General features: G+C 33.6%; 10 protein-coding genes and 2 pseudogenes. 8 read left to right on the top strand and 4 right to left on the bottom strand.

Going from position 1 to position 17673, the window contains the following annotated elements; all coding sequences use genetic code 11:
• Positions 1 to 2097 precede the first annotated feature (2097 nt).
• Positions 2098 to 2496, top strand: a complete 399-nt coding sequence (locus tag BW942_RS20310; protein ID WP_000377460.1) for a hypothetical protein — start codon at positions 2098 to 2100, stop codon at positions 2494 to 2496.
• Between the two features lie 765 nt (positions 2497 to 3261).
• Here the strand turns inward: BW942_RS20310 and BW942_RS20305 are convergent.
• Positions 3262 to 3570: an LIC_10907 family protein gene (locus tag BW942_RS20305; RefSeq protein WP_000049581.1), complete on the bottom strand. Its 309-nt coding sequence runs from the start codon at positions 3568 to 3570 to the stop codon at positions 3262 to 3264.
• A gap of 210 nt (positions 3571 to 3780) precedes the next feature.
• The gene (locus tag BW942_RS20300) at positions 3781 to 4641 is read right to left on the bottom strand and encodes an LIC10906 family membrane protein (protein WP_306294448.1); all 861 of its coding nucleotides are present in this window, start codon (positions 4639 to 4641) and stop codon (positions 3781 to 3783) included.
• A gap of 135 nt (positions 4642 to 4776) precedes the next feature.
• On the opposite strand from BW942_RS20300, the gene BW942_RS20295 reads away from it, so the two are divergent.
• Positions 4777 to 5001, top strand: a complete 225-nt coding sequence (locus BW942_RS20295) for a hypothetical protein (RefSeq protein ID WP_000639745.1) — start codon at positions 4777 to 4779, stop codon at positions 4999 to 5001.
• A gap of 237 nt (positions 5002 to 5238) precedes the next feature.
• Positions 5239 to 5643 carry a hypothetical protein gene (locus BW942_RS20290; RefSeq protein WP_000003225.1) on the top strand — a complete coding sequence of 135 codons (405 nt, stop codon included), beginning with the start codon at positions 5239 to 5241 and terminating at the stop codon, positions 5641 to 5643.
• A gap of 1239 nt (positions 5644 to 6882) precedes the next feature.
• Here BW942_RS20290 and BW942_RS20280 read toward each other — a convergent pair.
• Both BW942_RS20280 and BW942_RS22035 read right to left on the bottom strand, forming a co-directional pair.
• Positions 6883 to 8001, bottom strand: coding sequence for a FecR family protein (locus BW942_RS20280; RefSeq protein WP_000653315.1), 1119 nt, complete (start codon positions 7999 to 8001; stop codon positions 6883 to 6885).
• Between the two features lie 5 nt (positions 8002 to 8006).
• Positions 8007 to 9807 (bottom strand): annotated as a pseudogene (locus BW942_RS22035) (adenylate/guanylate cyclase domain-containing protein).
• 1379 nt (positions 9808 to 11186) lie between these two features.
• Here BW942_RS22035 and BW942_RS20265 point away from each other — a divergent pair.
• The 5 genes and pseudogenes from BW942_RS20265 (at position 11187) to BW942_RS20245 (ending at position 17427) form a co-directional block, all read left to right on the top strand.
• A complete protein-coding gene (locus BW942_RS20265; RefSeq protein WP_000632837.1) occupies positions 11187 to 11501 on the top strand; it encodes an LIMLP_04285 family protein in 315 nt (104 codons plus the stop codon).
• 156 nt (positions 11502 to 11657) lie between these two features.
• Positions 11658 to 13040, top strand: coding sequence for an oxidative stress response protein LipL48 (gene lipL48 / locus BW942_RS20260; RefSeq protein WP_000835560.1), 1383 nt, complete (start codon positions 11658 to 11660; stop codon positions 13038 to 13040).
• A 73-nt stretch (positions 13041 to 13113) separates the two neighbouring features.
• Positions 13114 to 13857 carry an LA3241 family PerA/PerB upregulated protein gene (locus BW942_RS20255; RefSeq protein WP_000078692.1) on the top strand — a complete coding sequence of 248 codons (744 nt, stop codon included), beginning with the start codon at positions 13114 to 13116 and terminating at the stop codon, positions 13855 to 13857.
• A pseudogene (locus BW942_RS20250) lies at positions 13854 to 16813 on the top strand (TonB-dependent receptor). Before BW942_RS20255 ends, BW942_RS20250 begins: the two are co-directional and overlap by 4 nt.
• Before the next feature lie 425 nt (positions 16814 to 17238).
• Complete coding sequence (locus BW942_RS20245) at positions 17239 to 17427, top strand: hypothetical protein (RefSeq protein WP_000051855.1); 189 nt, start codon at positions 17239 to 17241, stop codon at positions 17425 to 17427.
• The last annotated feature ends 246 nt before the right edge of the window (positions 17428 to 17673 follow it).

Below are 17673 nucleotides of genomic sequence, written 5' to 3'. Positions count from 1 at the left end.
AAGGATTCGAAGCTTGCGAGCAAGAGCGTTTTGAGCTTTCGTAAAAAGCGAAAAAACGCGACGCGAACCAGGAAGGTGAGCGTGCGAGAAAGACGACGTGGAGCTTAAGTCGAACACGATGTGAGACTGCGAAACGGCGAATCCTTCCCTATCCAATAAAATTCCTTCTAAATCTAAAAACTATTTTTATTACATATAACGAAAAGCTTTCTCATACTTATCTAATATTGCTAAGATCATTTTTGTCATGATTTAACGTAAGTTCGGTCTACAAACTTTGCTTTATAAAACCTGATTTTTTTGTAAATAAAACGTGGGAACTATTACATAAAAGTTCAATAGAGTTAAAAATGAATTCTTCATCTATTTCCGTTGTATTGAAATGAACAATTGAAACAATTTTGTAAACCCCTGCTATAGAATTTTTCAATAACTCTATTGATAAAAAAACTGTTTAAGAGACTTAATTTGTAGAAACTACTTTCGTGGGTTTATGTTTTACAGATAAATTCAAAAAATGTAGTAACTATTACAAATTCTAACACCACAAACAAATGTTTAAAAATTCGTAATGTGACTTAATTTGTAGGAACTACTACAGATTAAAATTTTACAGTAACACTTTGAAAATGTAGAAACTATTACAAATCTGAATTTTACAATTACCCATAGATATATAAAAAGTAGCTAATATATACACTTAGCACCCAAATACATACAAATAATATTATGGTAAACTTGTTTCAAAACTTAGAATGTAGAATTTCCTTAAAAAAACAATTCCGAGTTACGTGCAATTTTTAAGAATTTCAGTATCTTTGAAAAGCGACCATTAATTTTTGGTAATCCGAATAATAATAAAAACACGCTTTTTTGATAGAGATTGGCGGTAACTACATTATGTAACCTGATTGATGTAGGCTTATCTCATAGTTTAATATTTTCATAAAAAATAAAATACAGAAACTTTATTTTTTTTTAAAAAAACTTTCCAAATACTTTCTAAAGCAGAAAAAAATATCAAAGCTTGTTCCAAAACCTCACAATGTAGGAACTACTACGAAAATGTAATAAGATTAGAACGCCCTAAAGTTCGCAAATTTCCAAATGCGACCCAATTCATTTTATTAAAAATTTCTAAAGAATCATCGCATAAAATTCTTTGAGTTTTTGGAACAAACTCTAAATATGATATTCAGCTGGGTTCCTGCAAAAAGCATAAGAAAAACTTAACTTATTAAAAATAAATCACATAATTTATTTATATTATTATAATAAATATATAATCTGATATTCAATTACGAATCAAATAAACTTACATATACTATAAAATACTAATTTTCAATTCAGTGAATCCAGAAAAAAAAATTGAAGCAAATCCAGATTACTAAACCGTGCTTTCTGCTCCAATCAATAAATTGCATAAAAGAAATGCAATACAACATTTCGTTTTAAGTTACAATTTATTATAGAACGCAATCCATCGAACAATCTGCAGAGCAAACCAGAAAACCCAACAAAGCCTTTCTAAGAAGCGGCATTCAGGAAGCGTCTTATTGAGTTCAAGAAGCGAGTACTGCGTTTAAAAGAGCGTTCTGCTAGGCTTCAATCGCTTTCACATTGGATTAACGAACTTACGTCAAACGGCGCTTACGATAAAACATTTAGGTAATGTACTACTTTATAGGAATCGTGGTAGAACCCAAGGCCCATTAAAAATGGAATTCAACCAACAGAACTTTAGAAAGATTTATGATAAACCTATTTTGATCAGTTTAACTTGAGTAAGTTTTGAAGTTGAAAATTCACTCAGAAAATTATAAACGGATTTAAAATTGAAGGAGACAGATATTTTACTTTTTTGTGTAAGAATATCGAATCGTGTGTATTCGTTTATACGATTGAAATCAAAAACATTCCGAATTTATAATCAAAGCGTCTTTGAACATTTTCGCCGATCCTAAACTTATTTCTATTAAAAGCCACGGTTGTTTTCAAAAAACGAAACTTAATTTCAATCGAAAACTTCAAAAGAAACATCTGCTATTCTTCCATTTTTCACTTGCGTAAATCCGAAAAATGTCCGACTGTTTAAGTATGGATTCCAAAGAAAGGGCAGAAACAATCCGAGAAGGCAATCGAGCCTTCAACGAAGGTAATATCCGAAAAGCCAGAGATCTTTTTATCAAAGCAGAATATAAAGACGGACTTATTCGTTTAGGGGATCATTTTATGTATGAAAAAAAAATGCCCCTACTCGCCTACGGTTATTATAAAAAGGCAGGTTATCAAAAACGAATCGATGAAATTTTCCAAAGAATGATTTGGGCTTTTAGCCAATGGATCGGTGCAGATAAATTCAAGACCCAACCTACAGATCCGATCGCCGAAGTTTCGTCCACTCCCAGTTTTCCAGACGCTTCTGAGTTTCAAATTCATCCATTGTTAAGACAGACCGCCTTAGACATTCTCAAAAAAAGAGGAATCCAAATTTAAACTTCCTGGAAACAATTGTATTTTTCAAAAATAGATTTCTTTTAAATTCATCTCGTGAAAATTTCAAAAAAATTGAAAAATAACGTTTCAAATTAAATTTTTACGTATAACTTTTTCCAAAAGTTATAAACAATAACATTTTATAAGTTTCTAATAAATTGTGAGAGTTCCCACAAATTAATTAACATGAGTTCGGTATGAGAAAGCGATTGTAGCGAAAATTCCGAAGGAATTGCAGCATTATGTTGCGACAGCAAGGAGTAACATTGAGTTCAAGCGCGGTCGCGAGCCATTGTATACTATAAAATTTGCGAGCGATTCGCCCAAATATTCTTACGTCGAACTCACGTTAATTACATTATAAATTTTTAAACTTTCATTTTTTATGGGAAAATTAGATTTTTATAAAACAACTCTCTCACACCAAATTCACGTTAAATTAGAAATTTAGTTTATAAAAATTTTTTTATATAATTCTCTTTTTTCAGAATTCGTAATATCTCCGCAAAGAACTTTTTCTTTGTGATAGGATCAAAGTCAAGAAAAGACACATCTGTCTCCAATTTGTAAACCACGATTTTTTCCATCCACACAATTCCAAAGGAAATACTCAATAATCTATATATGTGCCGGGTTCGATTGAGTTTAGACGTTCCTAACATTTAAAAATTATAGGAAATTTTATAATGAATCATTAAAAATAAGATCGAATAAAATAGTTTATTGTGACGAAGAGATATTCGATTTTTATAAAGTAGTATAAAATCAACCACAGATCAAATCTGCGTTTTCATTCCGAATTTCTTTTAATAGTTTTTCCAGAACCTTAAATTCACTCTCTATTTGAACCTTTTCCGAGAAAATACTTCTTAATTCTCCTTTCATCCACTCGTTTCGTCTTAAAAGTATTTTTTTTTGTAGATATAATCTTTGAATCAAAATCATATATCTGAGTTCTTTTGGCACTTTTTCTTGGCGATTTTTATATTCGGACGCAAGTCGAAGCCTCACTCTAAACTTAGGTAATGAACCTAAAAAATCCTCCAATTCTGCCGGATCATACCACTTCGACATATTCACCTCCGCTATCATACGAGTAACTAAAAATCAATTTTAGTATTGATTGAAAGAAATTGATCTTTCGAAACAAATCCGAATTCAAACTACAAAAAAAGTTGACTCAGATTCTAATTCGAAATATACCCGATAGCACTAAGGTATCCATCTGTGATATTAAGTCAAACAATATTATCACAGATGGGTTTTTAAATGTTTTTAGATAATTTACTTAAAATATTTACCAAATCGTCTAGAGAGAATTTTAGCTCTTTCATCGACCGATATTTCGCCAGTATTTTCGGCAAGGTAAAAGTCTTGTATGAGAATTTGCTTCGTGAGTTCTTCTTTTTCCTTAGAACTTTTTTGAATAAACCGCATTGGATCCAACTTGCCCATCAACGTCAAAAAAGGTTTGGAGGCCAGGCGGTTAATAAAAGAAACTCTCTGACCTTGAATCAAACCAGCTTTAATTTTAAAAGCGTCATAGTGCAAAATTGCAACCGCCCAACAAATTGATCCAATAGAAAGCCCTAAAGAAGATAAGTAAGCTTTATAAATTCCTAAAAAAGGCAAAAAATAAATGAATACCAAGGTTATAGGATAGGCGAACATGGAACCAAGTAAAATAAAAAAAAGCCTTACCTTATCATTTCCCCTCTTAACCAGCATTCTTTTTAAAATTGTCCAAGCAGACAACACAACCCAAAAAGCCGAAAAGGTAATGATCAAATGGTAATTCAAACTGAAATCGAAAACGAAAGTGTCCGGATCTCCCAGTACAACCATTTTCTGATTCAAAGAAGCCCAAGTAAAATACAGAAACCCGATCAAACCTGCACCTTGTATCCAAATCGAAATTTTCTGATCTGGATTTTCCATCTTCTTGCAAAGAAGATAATAGATAAAAGTTGCAATGGACATCGGGAGGAACGTTATGTTTAATCCGAAATTACGGTATTCAAGAGGAAATAATCCTCTAAGACCTTGCATGCAGAGCCAAAGAGCCATACATATATTCATGAACAGGAATAAAGTTTGTAACTTTTGTCTTGGTTTTAAACTAAAGACATATATTCCAAAAAACAAATGGAGAAATCCCGCTAAAACTGGAATTAAATGGTTAAGGTTGTTCATACGTTAATTCTTCGCTAAATTTAATATTTGTCTTCACTTATCGATAGTAATTTGACTCTGTAACCAGATCCTGTTTTGAAATTCACGATGATATATCTCAACCGTCAATCCTTATCTATGATTCAAATTCAGACTAAGATTTACTCAGATTTATCTTCAAGAGGAAAAGATTTAGGTCCTTTTTCCGTTGAGCGTGTTGTTCCGACAAAACTTTTACATCGACTTTATTTTTCGCTTCGATACGACATCGGTAATTTTCCCCGATTTCGCTCGTATTGTAATTTTTTGAAAGGAAACTTACTCTGGAGATAAAAGAATTGAAAGATCAAAAACATTTTATTTTTCAACGGCAAAAACATGTTTTTATACAACCAATCCATTTCTATAGCTTAAAAGTATTATTTTTTTAAAGATTATGACCCATAGTTGCAATAGAACTGACATTTGAATTGATTTTTTGAAAGTTATGCTACTTATAGGTTTTCTAAAGACAGATTAGTATTATTTTAATACTAATGTCAATTAAAAAGTATTATTCCAGGATATATTTTGAGCGAGCAAAAAAAAAGACTAAAAACCATACTTTTAGATTTCAAAGGAAATCAAAGGGAGTTTGGAGTCACAATTGGCAAATCCAAACAGACAATCAGTGGCTGGCTAAGTGGTAGATTTCCAATACCAGAGGATGCTGCAATTACAATAGAAATGGTTCATGGATACCGAAGACAATGGCTTCTCGAAGGAGAACTTCCAGAAAAAGTAACTAGACGAATACAAACATCTCGAACAAGAACAAAAGAATTTGAACTAGAAAAGACTTTGTTAAAAAAAATAACTTCTAAGGAGGGCCTTCCTAAAATGATTGAAATACTTACAGTACTTCCAAAAAAAGAATTTGAAATCGCCCAAAGATTTATTTTTAGCCTGGAAAAACAAGAAATCGAAAACAATTAGAATATATCCTATCAAGAATTGCTTAAAACCCGTTTAAACAAAATCCTTCCTTGAAAATCAATTGAGATAAAACCTTATATAATTTTATGTAGGTTTCTCTTTTATAAAAATTTTTCCAATATTTTTCATCAAACTAGCGTTAAATTCTAAAGTTCTTAGATATTTTGTGACACAATTTTTTTCTTACTACGTTTTTCTTTAATTTTTATCCAGATGTTAACCAAAATCATTTTCTAAATCACAAGTTTTTTCTTTTTTGAGATACAATATCTTCAATTTTAAAATTAAATCTATTTTTTAACTATAAGATTCCAGAAGAAACGAACCTTCTCGTCTCATTTTAAAATAAAACTAATAGCTTGGCCCAAAACCTCAAAGAATTTTACGCGATCATTCTTTAGAAATTTTTAATAAAATGCAATATAGTTCCTATAAATTAGATTGCATTTGGCAATTTGCGAACTTTCGAATAGTTCTAATGTCGTTAAATTTTTGCAGGTTCCTACATTTTTGTGAAACTCAATCTCGCTTCTATGATCGCTTTGCAGGTCGGTGGAAACTTAGCACAACGCTCTTTATGAATCGCGTTGTGGAGTGGGAACTAAGTTTTACAGAGGATTTGCCGTAATTCCGACAGATTTTATTGAGATCAAATACTTATGGGGTTGGTGATGCCTCCGTTTAGGATTTTGGATAAGCTCTTAGTATAATAAATTTATACCACAATTGAATTTATATTGACTGATTTTTTACAATAATAGTTATTTAAATTCAAAGAAATTTTGTGATACTTTAAAGCAATATAATCACAATTATGAATTTTTATCCATTAAACGTTTTACGAAGTAATTTTAATTTTTCTAGACAATCCTAACATTGAGCACTCTATTTCGAGTGCGTTTTTTTTAAAAAAGGGAGTATCACTCCTTTCAAAGAAAGGAACGAAACTATAACTTTATTTGCAGTTTTTACTCTATTAAAATAGAGTTGTTAAAAAATGAATTCTCCATCTTGTTTTTGTTTCATGAAATGGTCGGTTGAAGTAATTTTGTTAATCACCGCCATGGAATTTTTCAACAACTCTAATATAAAAAAATCTATCTACGACTATAATAGAAAAAAAGTTTATGCGGATTTTATAATATTTTTCATAAATCGTTTTTTTACATCAAACCACGTTAGATAAGTTCCAGAAATCGCCATAAAACAATCTTCATTTATGTGGATGAAAGTTAATTTTTACATTCTCAAAAATTCTCTTTGCTCTTTATCTTCCCTTTCTCTTCTGCGTTTTTCTTTTTCTTGCCGAAGTAATTCTTCAGGAGTCCATTCTCGATTTTGTCTTTGTTTTTTTACTTCCGGATAAGAAGATCTACCACTTTTGGATGGTGCCTGAGTCGACTCAGAAGGTTTAAACTCAGTTTTATTTTGGTGAACTGCAGAAGAATCTGATTTCTCTTGAACCTTATGTTCATATTTTTGTTTTTTAATATAATCTCCCGGATCATAATCTGCTTTCGAATTGACTTCGTTTTGATTTTTGTTTCCCGATGAACCAATTCGTTCTGTTTTTAAACCAGGTTTAGATTGTGAATCGGTTCCCGTGTTTTGTGATTTTGTCGTGGTATTTTCAGATTTTATAGACGGGGTAATATTAGTACCGTGGGGACCTGGATTAGTCGCCGAATTTGTGTTAACTGACGAATTAGAATTTACGGCAGAAGTGGCGGCTTGAATGGATTTAATAGTCTGAATATTCTCCGATCCAGGAAATAACTTCTCAAATCCGTCCAAAGATTTTTTAGGCGACATGGGAAAAGGATTGCTAGGATCAGGTTTAACCGCTCCGGAAAGAATCGCGTAATCCAGAGTTCTTTGATCCTTTTTCTTTTCTACGTTTACAACCCCTTCTACAAGTTTTAACACCCCGTCACCGGAACGAATTCCCAAAGAAGAAGTATTTTCTTTATTATCCGATTTCCTTGTAACTTGTAAACCACCTGCCGAGATTTCTAAATTAGCACGATTGTCCAAATAATCTATAAAGATCATTGAGTTTTCAGCGATCATAATCTCGCTTCCATCCAAAAGTCTGATCTTTGCCTGAGAACCCTCCGAAGTTACAATTGTATCTCTGTTTTGAACGGAATTTCCCACTTCAATTTCTTTCCAGACCACTTCGGAGTCATATTTTCTTCGAGTTGTATTTGATTTATAAAGAATGGTTCCAATTACTTTTTGAGAACCTTGATATCCGTATCGAGTATAATCGTATATAAATACTCCCGTAAACAATACGATATTAAATATAAGAAGAAATAAAATCGGTTTATCACCTGAAAGAATTTTATCTTTCATACCCGTTATTTAGACCTGCCAGATTTGAATTCCATTCCAATTTGTTTTCTAAGCTCCTTCAAATTTTTAGGACAATTTTTATCTTTAGAATGCCCTAAAACCGCATAGATAGTCTGTAGAGATTTTTTTCCTTTTACTTGAATTGGTTTTAGTTTTTCTACATTAAAAATTCCTTTTACTTTTTCGTAGGAATTTCCTGTGATTAATATATCCGCACCGAATACTTTTGTCAAAGATTCCACTCTAGAAGCAAGATTGACAGTATCACCTATGACCGTATATTCCAGCCTATCTTCCGAACCGATTTGACCCGCAATGACTTCTCCCGTATTGATTCCAATCCCGATAAATATTTTTGGTTTTTTATCACTCCCTCTTCCTTTGTTGAATTGTATCAAACTCTTACGCATATCCAACGCGGCCAAAATCGATCTTTCCGTGTCGGAATTCGTATGTCCCAATTCCCCCCCAAACGGCCATAATAGCGTCTCCTATATATTTATTGACGCTTCCTCCGTTTTCGTTAATACACTTTACCATTGCAGTAAAATACTGATTTAAAAATTCTACGACTAATTCCGGTTCAATTTTTTCCGAGATAGAAGTGAAGTTACGAATATCAGAAAATAAAATCACACATTCCCTTTTATCTCCTCCTAGTTTTACTTCTCCTCGTAGAACCATTTCCGCAATGTCTTTGTTGACAAATTTTCCGAATGCGTCCTTCATTTTATCTCGATCGGATAAACCTTTTCCCATTTCGACAAAGGAAGAAGTGAGTCTTCCAATTTCGTCTCCTGACTCCGGTTTGAGATCTATATGAAAGTTTCCCTGTTCGATTTGTTTGGAAGCGTCCACAAGTTTAAGTATTGGTCTTGTCAGTCTTCTTGCATAAAAAAATACAAATAATATAGAAACGTTTACCACTACGATCATCAGATAAATATTTCTTTTTTGAATATTATAAACTTCTTCAAACGCTTTCTTTTCAGAAGTACTAGAAATTACTCCAAGTCCAGCGTATCCGATTCTTCTAAAAGAACCTAAATAATATTGATCGTCCTTTCCTTTGTAGCGAGTTTGTCCATTACTGATTGCACTTTCTAATAAATTTTTAACAATCGGTTCGTCTTTAAGATCGGTAGGTTGTAAAATCAATTTAGAATCGGAATGTGCGATTAGAGCTCCATCATTTCCTACTAGAAAAAATTGTGTGATTCCGGATGTTTTAAAAGAATCTAATATAGAATCCATTTTTACCAAAGAAACGAGTATTGCCGAATTGTTTTTGTCTCCTACAAAAATGGAAAGATACAATACCGGCCTACGAAAATCGGGTGATACGTTAAATACGAGAGGTTTTCCGAGCTGAGCCTTTTTTTGTCCGTTTAAATATTTACGTACAATTTTATCCGCGTTATCCGAACTAACTTTAAAGTCTTTTAGAGTACGTTCATCAATGATTCGTTTTACGCCTACGTAATCAGAACCTTCTTTTCTGAAAATTTTCAGATAAAAAATATCGTCGTCGTTTTGTAAAATATCGCTAGATTCCTCCGAATCCGCCATAGACCGAGCAAGAAGCAGAGAACGTTTTGTCAAAGAGGCAATATCCGAACGTATTTTTTGACTAATTACGTCCGTCAGTTTCAAGTTATTTTCTTTAACACGAATTTCGTTATCCGATTTGAAAAAATATGTAGCGAGAGCGATGATTGTTCCTAAAGAGATAAGAATGATAATCGAAATGATCACCATTAATTTTTGGCGGATATTCCAGTTATATAGATTGAGCAATGAATTCATAACGTTTCCGTTCGAGTTTTGTTATCCGATCAAAGAGTCTATTACATTCAATTGAATTTATAAAACAACACTATTTTACAAATTGATTTTATAGAAAGTTCTCTTAAAATGATCGGCTCCGTAAGGTTTCGAATCGTTCATTTTTTCTGATTTCAATGAGATTAGTTCCTTTCGAACACAAATCTACGAAAATTTTTTTACGCCTCCATTCTAAAAAAGTTAAAGCCGTTTCAATCCAACCTCATAATTTACGTCGGAAGAACACATCACAAATCCCCAGATAACAGTTGTATAGCGAAACTTTTTCAATTGTTTATTTTTCTAATTTAAAATCGTAAAATCTTCCTTTTTTTGTTCAGAGTTTCTTACATAAAATCTGCCAAAAGCAAATAAACTCTATAGATTTAAGTCCTATCGACTCGAATAATAACTGACGAAAAATTCTGTTAGTTTATATTTAGAATTCATAAATTTATTTCCAATTTGTGAATATTACGACACTATTTATCGATCTCAAAAAACGGTTTTCGAAACCTACAAATTTATTTGTTGAGTGGAAATCAACCGCAATTTGTTCATACATCAACATCCAAATTTTTTACCGATCGTTTTCATCGTTCTAAAAGAACTTTAAAACTTTATAATAAACACCTTTCTTTATTTTTTGACGAATATTTTTACCAATTTATATTTAGAAAATGAGTTTTTATTTTAATACTCGAATTACTAAAAATTAACTATGGATTTCGCAAAGTTGTCGAAGTTTTTACAAATTGCACCTAACAAAGAATTATTGGCTTTTTTTGAGCGAGATCTCATAGTTCTAACCTTGGAAACAAGCCTATAGTATTATTTTTATTCGTCTTCATAATCATTTTGACTATATTTGGTTTTTTAGATAACACTTTGCTCTTGAACTGCCAGTAACAGCACAGGTTGATTAGAACTATAGAATATATAGTATTTTTACGTTTAAACGATTAGAATTTATTTTTAAATTTACACTGTCTGGTAGACCAATTCTAATCAAGGACCTCATATAAAGATCCTAAAAGAACTTTCGCCTAATTAAACTTTACATAAAATCGCCGTTTTGCGGTTTTCAAAAAAATGAAAAACTATTTTAACATGACTTGGATTCAGAAAATGAGAAAGAATTCTCTAAAAGTATGAGTTCCCACATTTTAGAATCGATCTGCAAAGTTCAGATTCTAGCTTTTTTTAGAGAAATGAAATTCTTACATCGAACTCACGTTAATTTATAAAATCTTTTCTAAAGTTATCTTTAATACGATTGTAACAATTCTTACGATTTTCCTCTTGTAGTATTGGATACGAATGAGAAGCGAATATCATTCTCAAAGGATAACGATTACAATATGATTACAAGATTCTTCCCATTCTTATGTGTACTTGCATTACTTTCTTTCAATTTACTCTTCGCAGACACTGTCACAAACTCTAAAACAAACGAAGTAATTGAAAACGTTAAAACTTCAGAAAACGAACAAGGGATCATCGTAGAATACCAAGACGGTACAAGAAGAGGTTTTAAAAAAGAAGCTGTTACAATTCAAAAAAAAGAAGTTACTTGGGTAAAAGAAGAAGAATCGAAAGAGGAAACCAAATCAGATCGTTATCTTGCTTTAGGATCGATGGGCTTACTTTTAATCTTATTCTTTATACTTCCATAGAAAACCATGTTGTTTTACATTTTTTTTCTACAAAAAAACTTCTTTTTAAATTTGATGAAAGTTACGCGAATTATATCAGTTTGTAACTTATACGTAACTCCTTCCCTCTATCTTTGTTTTAGACCTTCTACGGTTTATTTTTCAAGGAGTTATAAAATGAAATCAATTTTCTTAAAAAGGACTTCACTTTTAATCGTAAGTGCGGCCTTATTACTTTCTTCTTTTATCAATTGTAAAGAAGACAAAAATGATAATAGTATGTTGTTACTTCTCGCTTTGTTAGCGGGAGGAAATAGCGACGCCGGAGCCGCTATCTGCGACGGTGCTTCCGTTCAAGGTGGAAACACAGTCCTTTCGGGTAACATCACTTCTAGTCAGAGTCTTCCTGCTTACTCTTCTTCTTCGCTAAATGGAATCGTAAGAGTAAAAAGTGGCGCCACTCTTACCTTTGAAAGAGGTTCCGTAATTTTCGGTACTGCTGGTTCCGCTTTAGTTATCGAACAAGGAGCTAAGATCGTTACAAACGGAGATGCTGCTGCACCCGTATGTTTTACTTCTTCTAAAGTTTCTGGAAATAGAGCTCCGGGCGATTGGGGTGGTATTTTAATCGTAGGAGACGGTATTGGTTCTAGAGCCGCTGCACAAAACACGGAAGGTGGAACCGGTCTTCAATACAATAGCGGTGCCAATGATAACGGAAGTTCGGGTAACCTTACTTATACGATCGTTGAGTTTGCTGGAAACGAAGTTTCTACCGGTGACGAATTAAACGGACTGTCTATGTATGTGGTAGGAAGTGGTACTACTTTAGATCACATTCAAGTTCATAGACATTTAGACGACGGTATCGAAGCTTGGGGTGGCGCTTGGACCGGTAAATATCTTTTAATGACTGGTGGAATGGACGACGACTTAGATTTAGATGAAGCTTTCACTGGAAAAGTTCAGTTCTTAATCGCTCATAAATATCCTACCAGTTGTGGTGGTACCGCATCCACAGATCCACACGGTTTTGAAATGGACGGAACTCATAGCGGTGGAACTGCATCCGTGACTTCTAAACCGACTACAAACGTAAAACTTTCTAACTTTACTCTTCTTGGAAAAAATGTATCCAACGGATTTGGAGCAAGACTAAGAGAAGGACTTCAAGGTAAATTTTCGAACGGAGTCATCTACGGTTTTCAATCCGGAAATATTGATTGTGTAGCCAATGGAGGTGGTGGAACCGTGACCTCTCCTACTTTTGCAAACGTCTTAGTAGAAGCTTCCAAAGGAAACGGTAACACAGCGGCCTGTGTTTTACCTACAAATGGACTTACTTCTACTCCTGTAATTTCCTTAGGTTCTGGAGATTCGGATAATTGCGAATTTGCGACCAAACCGGATTATCAACCTTCCGGAGAAGCCGCGGCTTTAGCTGGTTCCGCATTAAGTGCACAGTCCTCAGACTCGTTTTTTATCGATAACACTACTTACGGCGGTATGGTAAGCGGTTTGAACTGGGCTTTCGGTTGGACCGTTTATAGAGCGAGATAAATTTATATATTAGGATTCCCTAATTTGGGAATCCTAATTCAAAATTTTTAATCTATTTTAAAATCATTAGAACATGTCTCAAAAGAAATTCGAAAATAAAATTCTCCAAAAATCGTTTTATCGGACAAAAAAAGTAAACGAGATTATTACATACAATCAATCTACTTTTTATAGAAATCAAACAATCCCATCTTTTTTCATTCCAAATCAATTTGTTTTATTTAATATTCTAATATTTATATTTTTATCAGTCCTCACGCTTAATTGCAAAAAGAATAATCCAAAACCAGACTTAAATAAAGAACTTACAGACCCTAAACATACATTAGAAATTCAAAAAGATCAAGAAACTCTAAAATCAGAAATCAAAGAATCTTATAAAATCCAAAACTCTTCGTCTTCGGTTGAAAAAGCCATTCAAATCGCTCTGACGGAAATTAGAGACAATCCAAACAGACCGGATAATTTACTTCGTTATTCCTGTAACCCGGAAGAAATTAGAAAAATCTATCTTCCTAATAATGTAAATCAAAACAATATAACAGCAAATTCTAAAATAGAAGATTCTATGTATTTGATTCTTTTAAGAAGAACCGCCGGTTTAGATAAAATTAGAAAACAATTTCAAAATACAAAAGGGAATTTTAAAATTCTCCCACTTAGTCAGCCGTATAACATTCGTAAGCTGACCAATATCAATGGATATATCATTGGTGAATTCGATCTTCAAGTAGGATCAAAAACGATCCGAATCGAAGAGATCAAACTCGTTATAGAACATAAAAATCAATTTAAAGTTTGTACGTACGGAACATGAAACATAAAATTCTAAGTTTATTCTTTTTTCTCTCTCTAATAACAAGTCCGGTATTAGGTCAATCCACCGGTAAACTGGTTGGTAAAATCGTGGATTCGGAATCAGGGGATCCTGTTTTTGGAACCGTGATCATCGTTCGATCCATCAAAGCCGCTACTCGAAGCGACTTTGATGGTAAATACGAATTGAACCTTCCACCAGGCGAACATTCAGTTGAATTCCAAATGATTGGTTTTGCCACTCAATTTAAAAAAATTACGATCTCTCCAGGTGCTCGGGTTTCTATGAACGTAGTAATGGGAGCTCAGGTTCTAGATACAGTAGAAGTAAAAGGTAGAGGTCTAGAAAATTCTGAATCCGCCTTATTGGCTCTACAAAGAAAAAGTGGGGTCGTCTCCGACGCGATCAGCGAAGAAGCGATTAAAAAAAGTCCGGATTCTTCTGCTGGAGACGTTTTGAGAAGAGTGACTGGAATTACTCTTGTGGGTGGTAGATTTATTTTCGTTCGAGGTTTAGGAGAAAGATATTCAAATACCATTTTAAACGATTCCGTAATACCTTCTCCCGAACCAGATAAAAGAATCGTTCCTTTGGATTTATTTCCTGCGGGTGTAATTAAAAATATTCGAGTTATTAAAACGGCTTCCGCAGAAGACTCGGCAGAATTTTCGGGCGGTATCGTTAAGATTGAAACCAAAGAATATCCAGATACTCTTTCTCTTTCAGTTTCTTTAGGTGTGGGAAAGAACACTCAGGTAGCCGGTCATAAATTCAAAACGTTTGATACCGGAGAAATGAACAATAACTTCGGTTTGGTTTCTAAAAAACAAGAACTTCCAGATATGATCTCTGGTTTACCAAAAGCAATTCCTTTTGTAGAAGGAGATCGTTTTGGCGGAATTCCTACCAATCTGATGAAAGTAGGAGCTTTATCTTTTAACCAAGAATGGTCTCCAAAAGAAGAAGATTCTCCTTTTAACAAATCCTTTAGTATTTCCGCAGGAAATTCTTTCAAAACGGAAAAGTGGGGAAGATTTGGAATCCTTGCGGGAACTACATATAATAGAAGTTATAACTATAGAGAAGAAGCAAACGCACGTTTTCAAGCTTCCAATCCTATTTCTATTTATTTAAAAGATTCGAATATGTTACGTCCTCTGAACCAAAATAATCTCAAAATTTACGGTGAGGAAGTTCTTTGGGGTAACAATTTAAATTTAGCTTACGAACCTAAAATCGGACAACAGTTCTTTATAAAAACATTATATTCAGTGCAGTCAGATAAAATCGTCCGAGAAGGAGACGGCGCTAATTACATAGACAATTTCAATTTTAAATCTACAAACCTAAACTTCATCAGTAGGACAATCTTTAATAACACATTAGGTGGAGAACACGAAGTCAGAGCGTTTAGCGCAAGACCTCATAAAGTGGAATGGAACGTCAATTACGCGTTAGCCGAAAGAGACGAACCAGACGCAAGAAATCAAGCTTGGTCTCAAGGTGGAACCGATCTTGCAAACGGTTATAGAAGATTAGGAAACAATCCTGACGGAACCAGATATTTTTCGAGCACTGCGGATACTGTCAGAAGCCAATCTCTAAAATACGAAATTCCTTTCAATCAATGGGATGGACTTCAAAGTAAGTTGAAGTTCGGAATCAGCAATTTAGATCGTTTTAAACATTTTGAATTTAGGGAAATCGCACAAAGAAATTTTACAGGCAGCGATAGAGACGTGATTTATCCAATTCCTGGAGAAGTGATTTATAATCCTTTGGCCTATGCTAATGGAAATAGAAAAATCTACGAACGAGCCTCTGGAAATAACGCTTACGACGCTTCCCAAGCGTTACGCGCTGCTTTTGCTCAGTTAGAAGTTCCGATTCTTGCAAAATTAAAATCGATTGTTGGAGTTAGATACGAAGATAGTTACCAAAAAACTAAAACCTACGATCTTAAAAACAGTTGGAACGGCTTTAATACCAGTTACGGATGTAAAACTAATTCCGAAGAAGAAAGACTATTGTTAGTCAGAGCCAATATTTGCGACGCGACTAACGTTGGGATTGGCGAACTTAGAACAAAAGATAAACTTCCTTCCGCAAACGTGGTCTGGGAATTTGCAAAAGATATGAATCTTAGATTAGGTTATTCTCAAACCCTTACAAGACCGGATCTAAGAGAACTTTCTCCTTTCGGTTTTGCCGCTTACTTCCAAGCGGACAGAATTTTCGGAAATGCAAGTCTTCAAAGGACTTACATTCATAACTATGATCTTAGATGGGAATACTATATTACAAACACAGATTATATCGGAGTTGGAGCCTTTTTTAAAAATCTTTCCAATCCGATCGAGTTAATCGGTCTACCAGTTGCGGGAAGCGCGAGTTTAGTGTATAAATACGCTAACGCTCAACAAGCTACGATCCGAGGAATCGAATTAGATTATCGCAAAGAACTCCTTTGGTGGCTTAGAGTGGAAGCGAACGTTTTCTTTATTAAGTCAAGAGTGGACGTGATCGATTCTAAAATTTACGGTTTGATCAGCACAGGACAGGTGGACCCTCTTTCCACATACGCGGCCTACTTCCGACTACTCTCAATAGACCTCTACAAGGTCAATCAGACTTTGTAGCTAACTTGAAAATAGATGTGTTCGTAAGTAAAAGCAAAAAACATAATATAGGATTTTACTATAATTACTTTAGCGACAGAATTGCGCTGGTAGGATCGGACGGAGTTCCAAACGCAATTCAAAAAGGAACTGGAACCTCGGACGTAGTTTACACTTACAGACATAACGATCGTCTTGATTTTAGATCTTCTGTCAGAAACGTCATGAACACACAATTTAAAATTACACAAACAGATCCTTTAACAGGACAAGAATACGTATTTCAAAAATACAGGACCGGTTTGGACGTTTCTTTTTCTGCAACGTATAAACTATAAATTTCATTAAAGACAATCGCAAATTTCTCTTCGCGCATGCGGAGAGAAATCGTATTCTGTCGCAGCTTTCCCTTGCGACCCAAGATACAACCCTGCAGCTTGTATATCAATTTAATTACATTATAAATTTATTATATAAAAATATTCAAAATAAAAATTCATGAAACTCTTTTTTATTTACACCATAGGCAACATAATTCTTTGATCGTATTCGCAGCTATAGTTTTCAAAGGAATTCTATTTTAAATCGATTTAGAAGCTGCTAGTTTCATATTAATTCTTCCTAATTTTCTTATATACTATTTTTATAAAAATAGTTTCGTTCATTTTTACTACAAAAAACTATTTGAATATAAAATATTTAGTTTTCCTCTGTTATCTAGCTCCGAGCAACTTACAGTTAAGACGTATAAAAAAATACTACCATGAGCTTGTTTCAAAAGATGAATATACAATCTCCTTTGAAAACGGCCAATAATCCCCAGATTAGACACAATTTTTGTGGACTTCCGTATTTTTGTAAAATCGACGGTTCATTTCGAATACTATTTTCATACGTTCGAATTGTAAAAATCTATTCAAAATCTTTATATGCATACGCAAATACTTTATAATTTTCTAATAAACTGCTGAAGCTCCCACAAAAACGGTTATCTTGGGATATTTGCGAACTTTCCAGTAATCTTTAGGTTTTAGGACTGATTCTAAATTAGAATAACGTGAATTAACACAAAAGGGATCAATGTAAAGTAGAACTCAAGAGAACATCTTTCAAACTAAAGCGTCTCGTTTCTATGGTCCTCGACGGGTCGCGTTTGAACTCAGCAAAACGCTTTCCTATGGGTCGCGCTTGAACTCAG

It is taken from the genome of Leptospira interrogans (assembly GCF_900156205.1).
Lineage (GTDB): Bacteria > Spirochaetota > Leptospiria > Leptospirales > Leptospiraceae > Leptospira > Leptospira interrogans.
The sequence above is the reverse complement of the archived record's forward strand: the minus strand, read 5'-3'. Positions and strand labels throughout refer to the sequence as shown.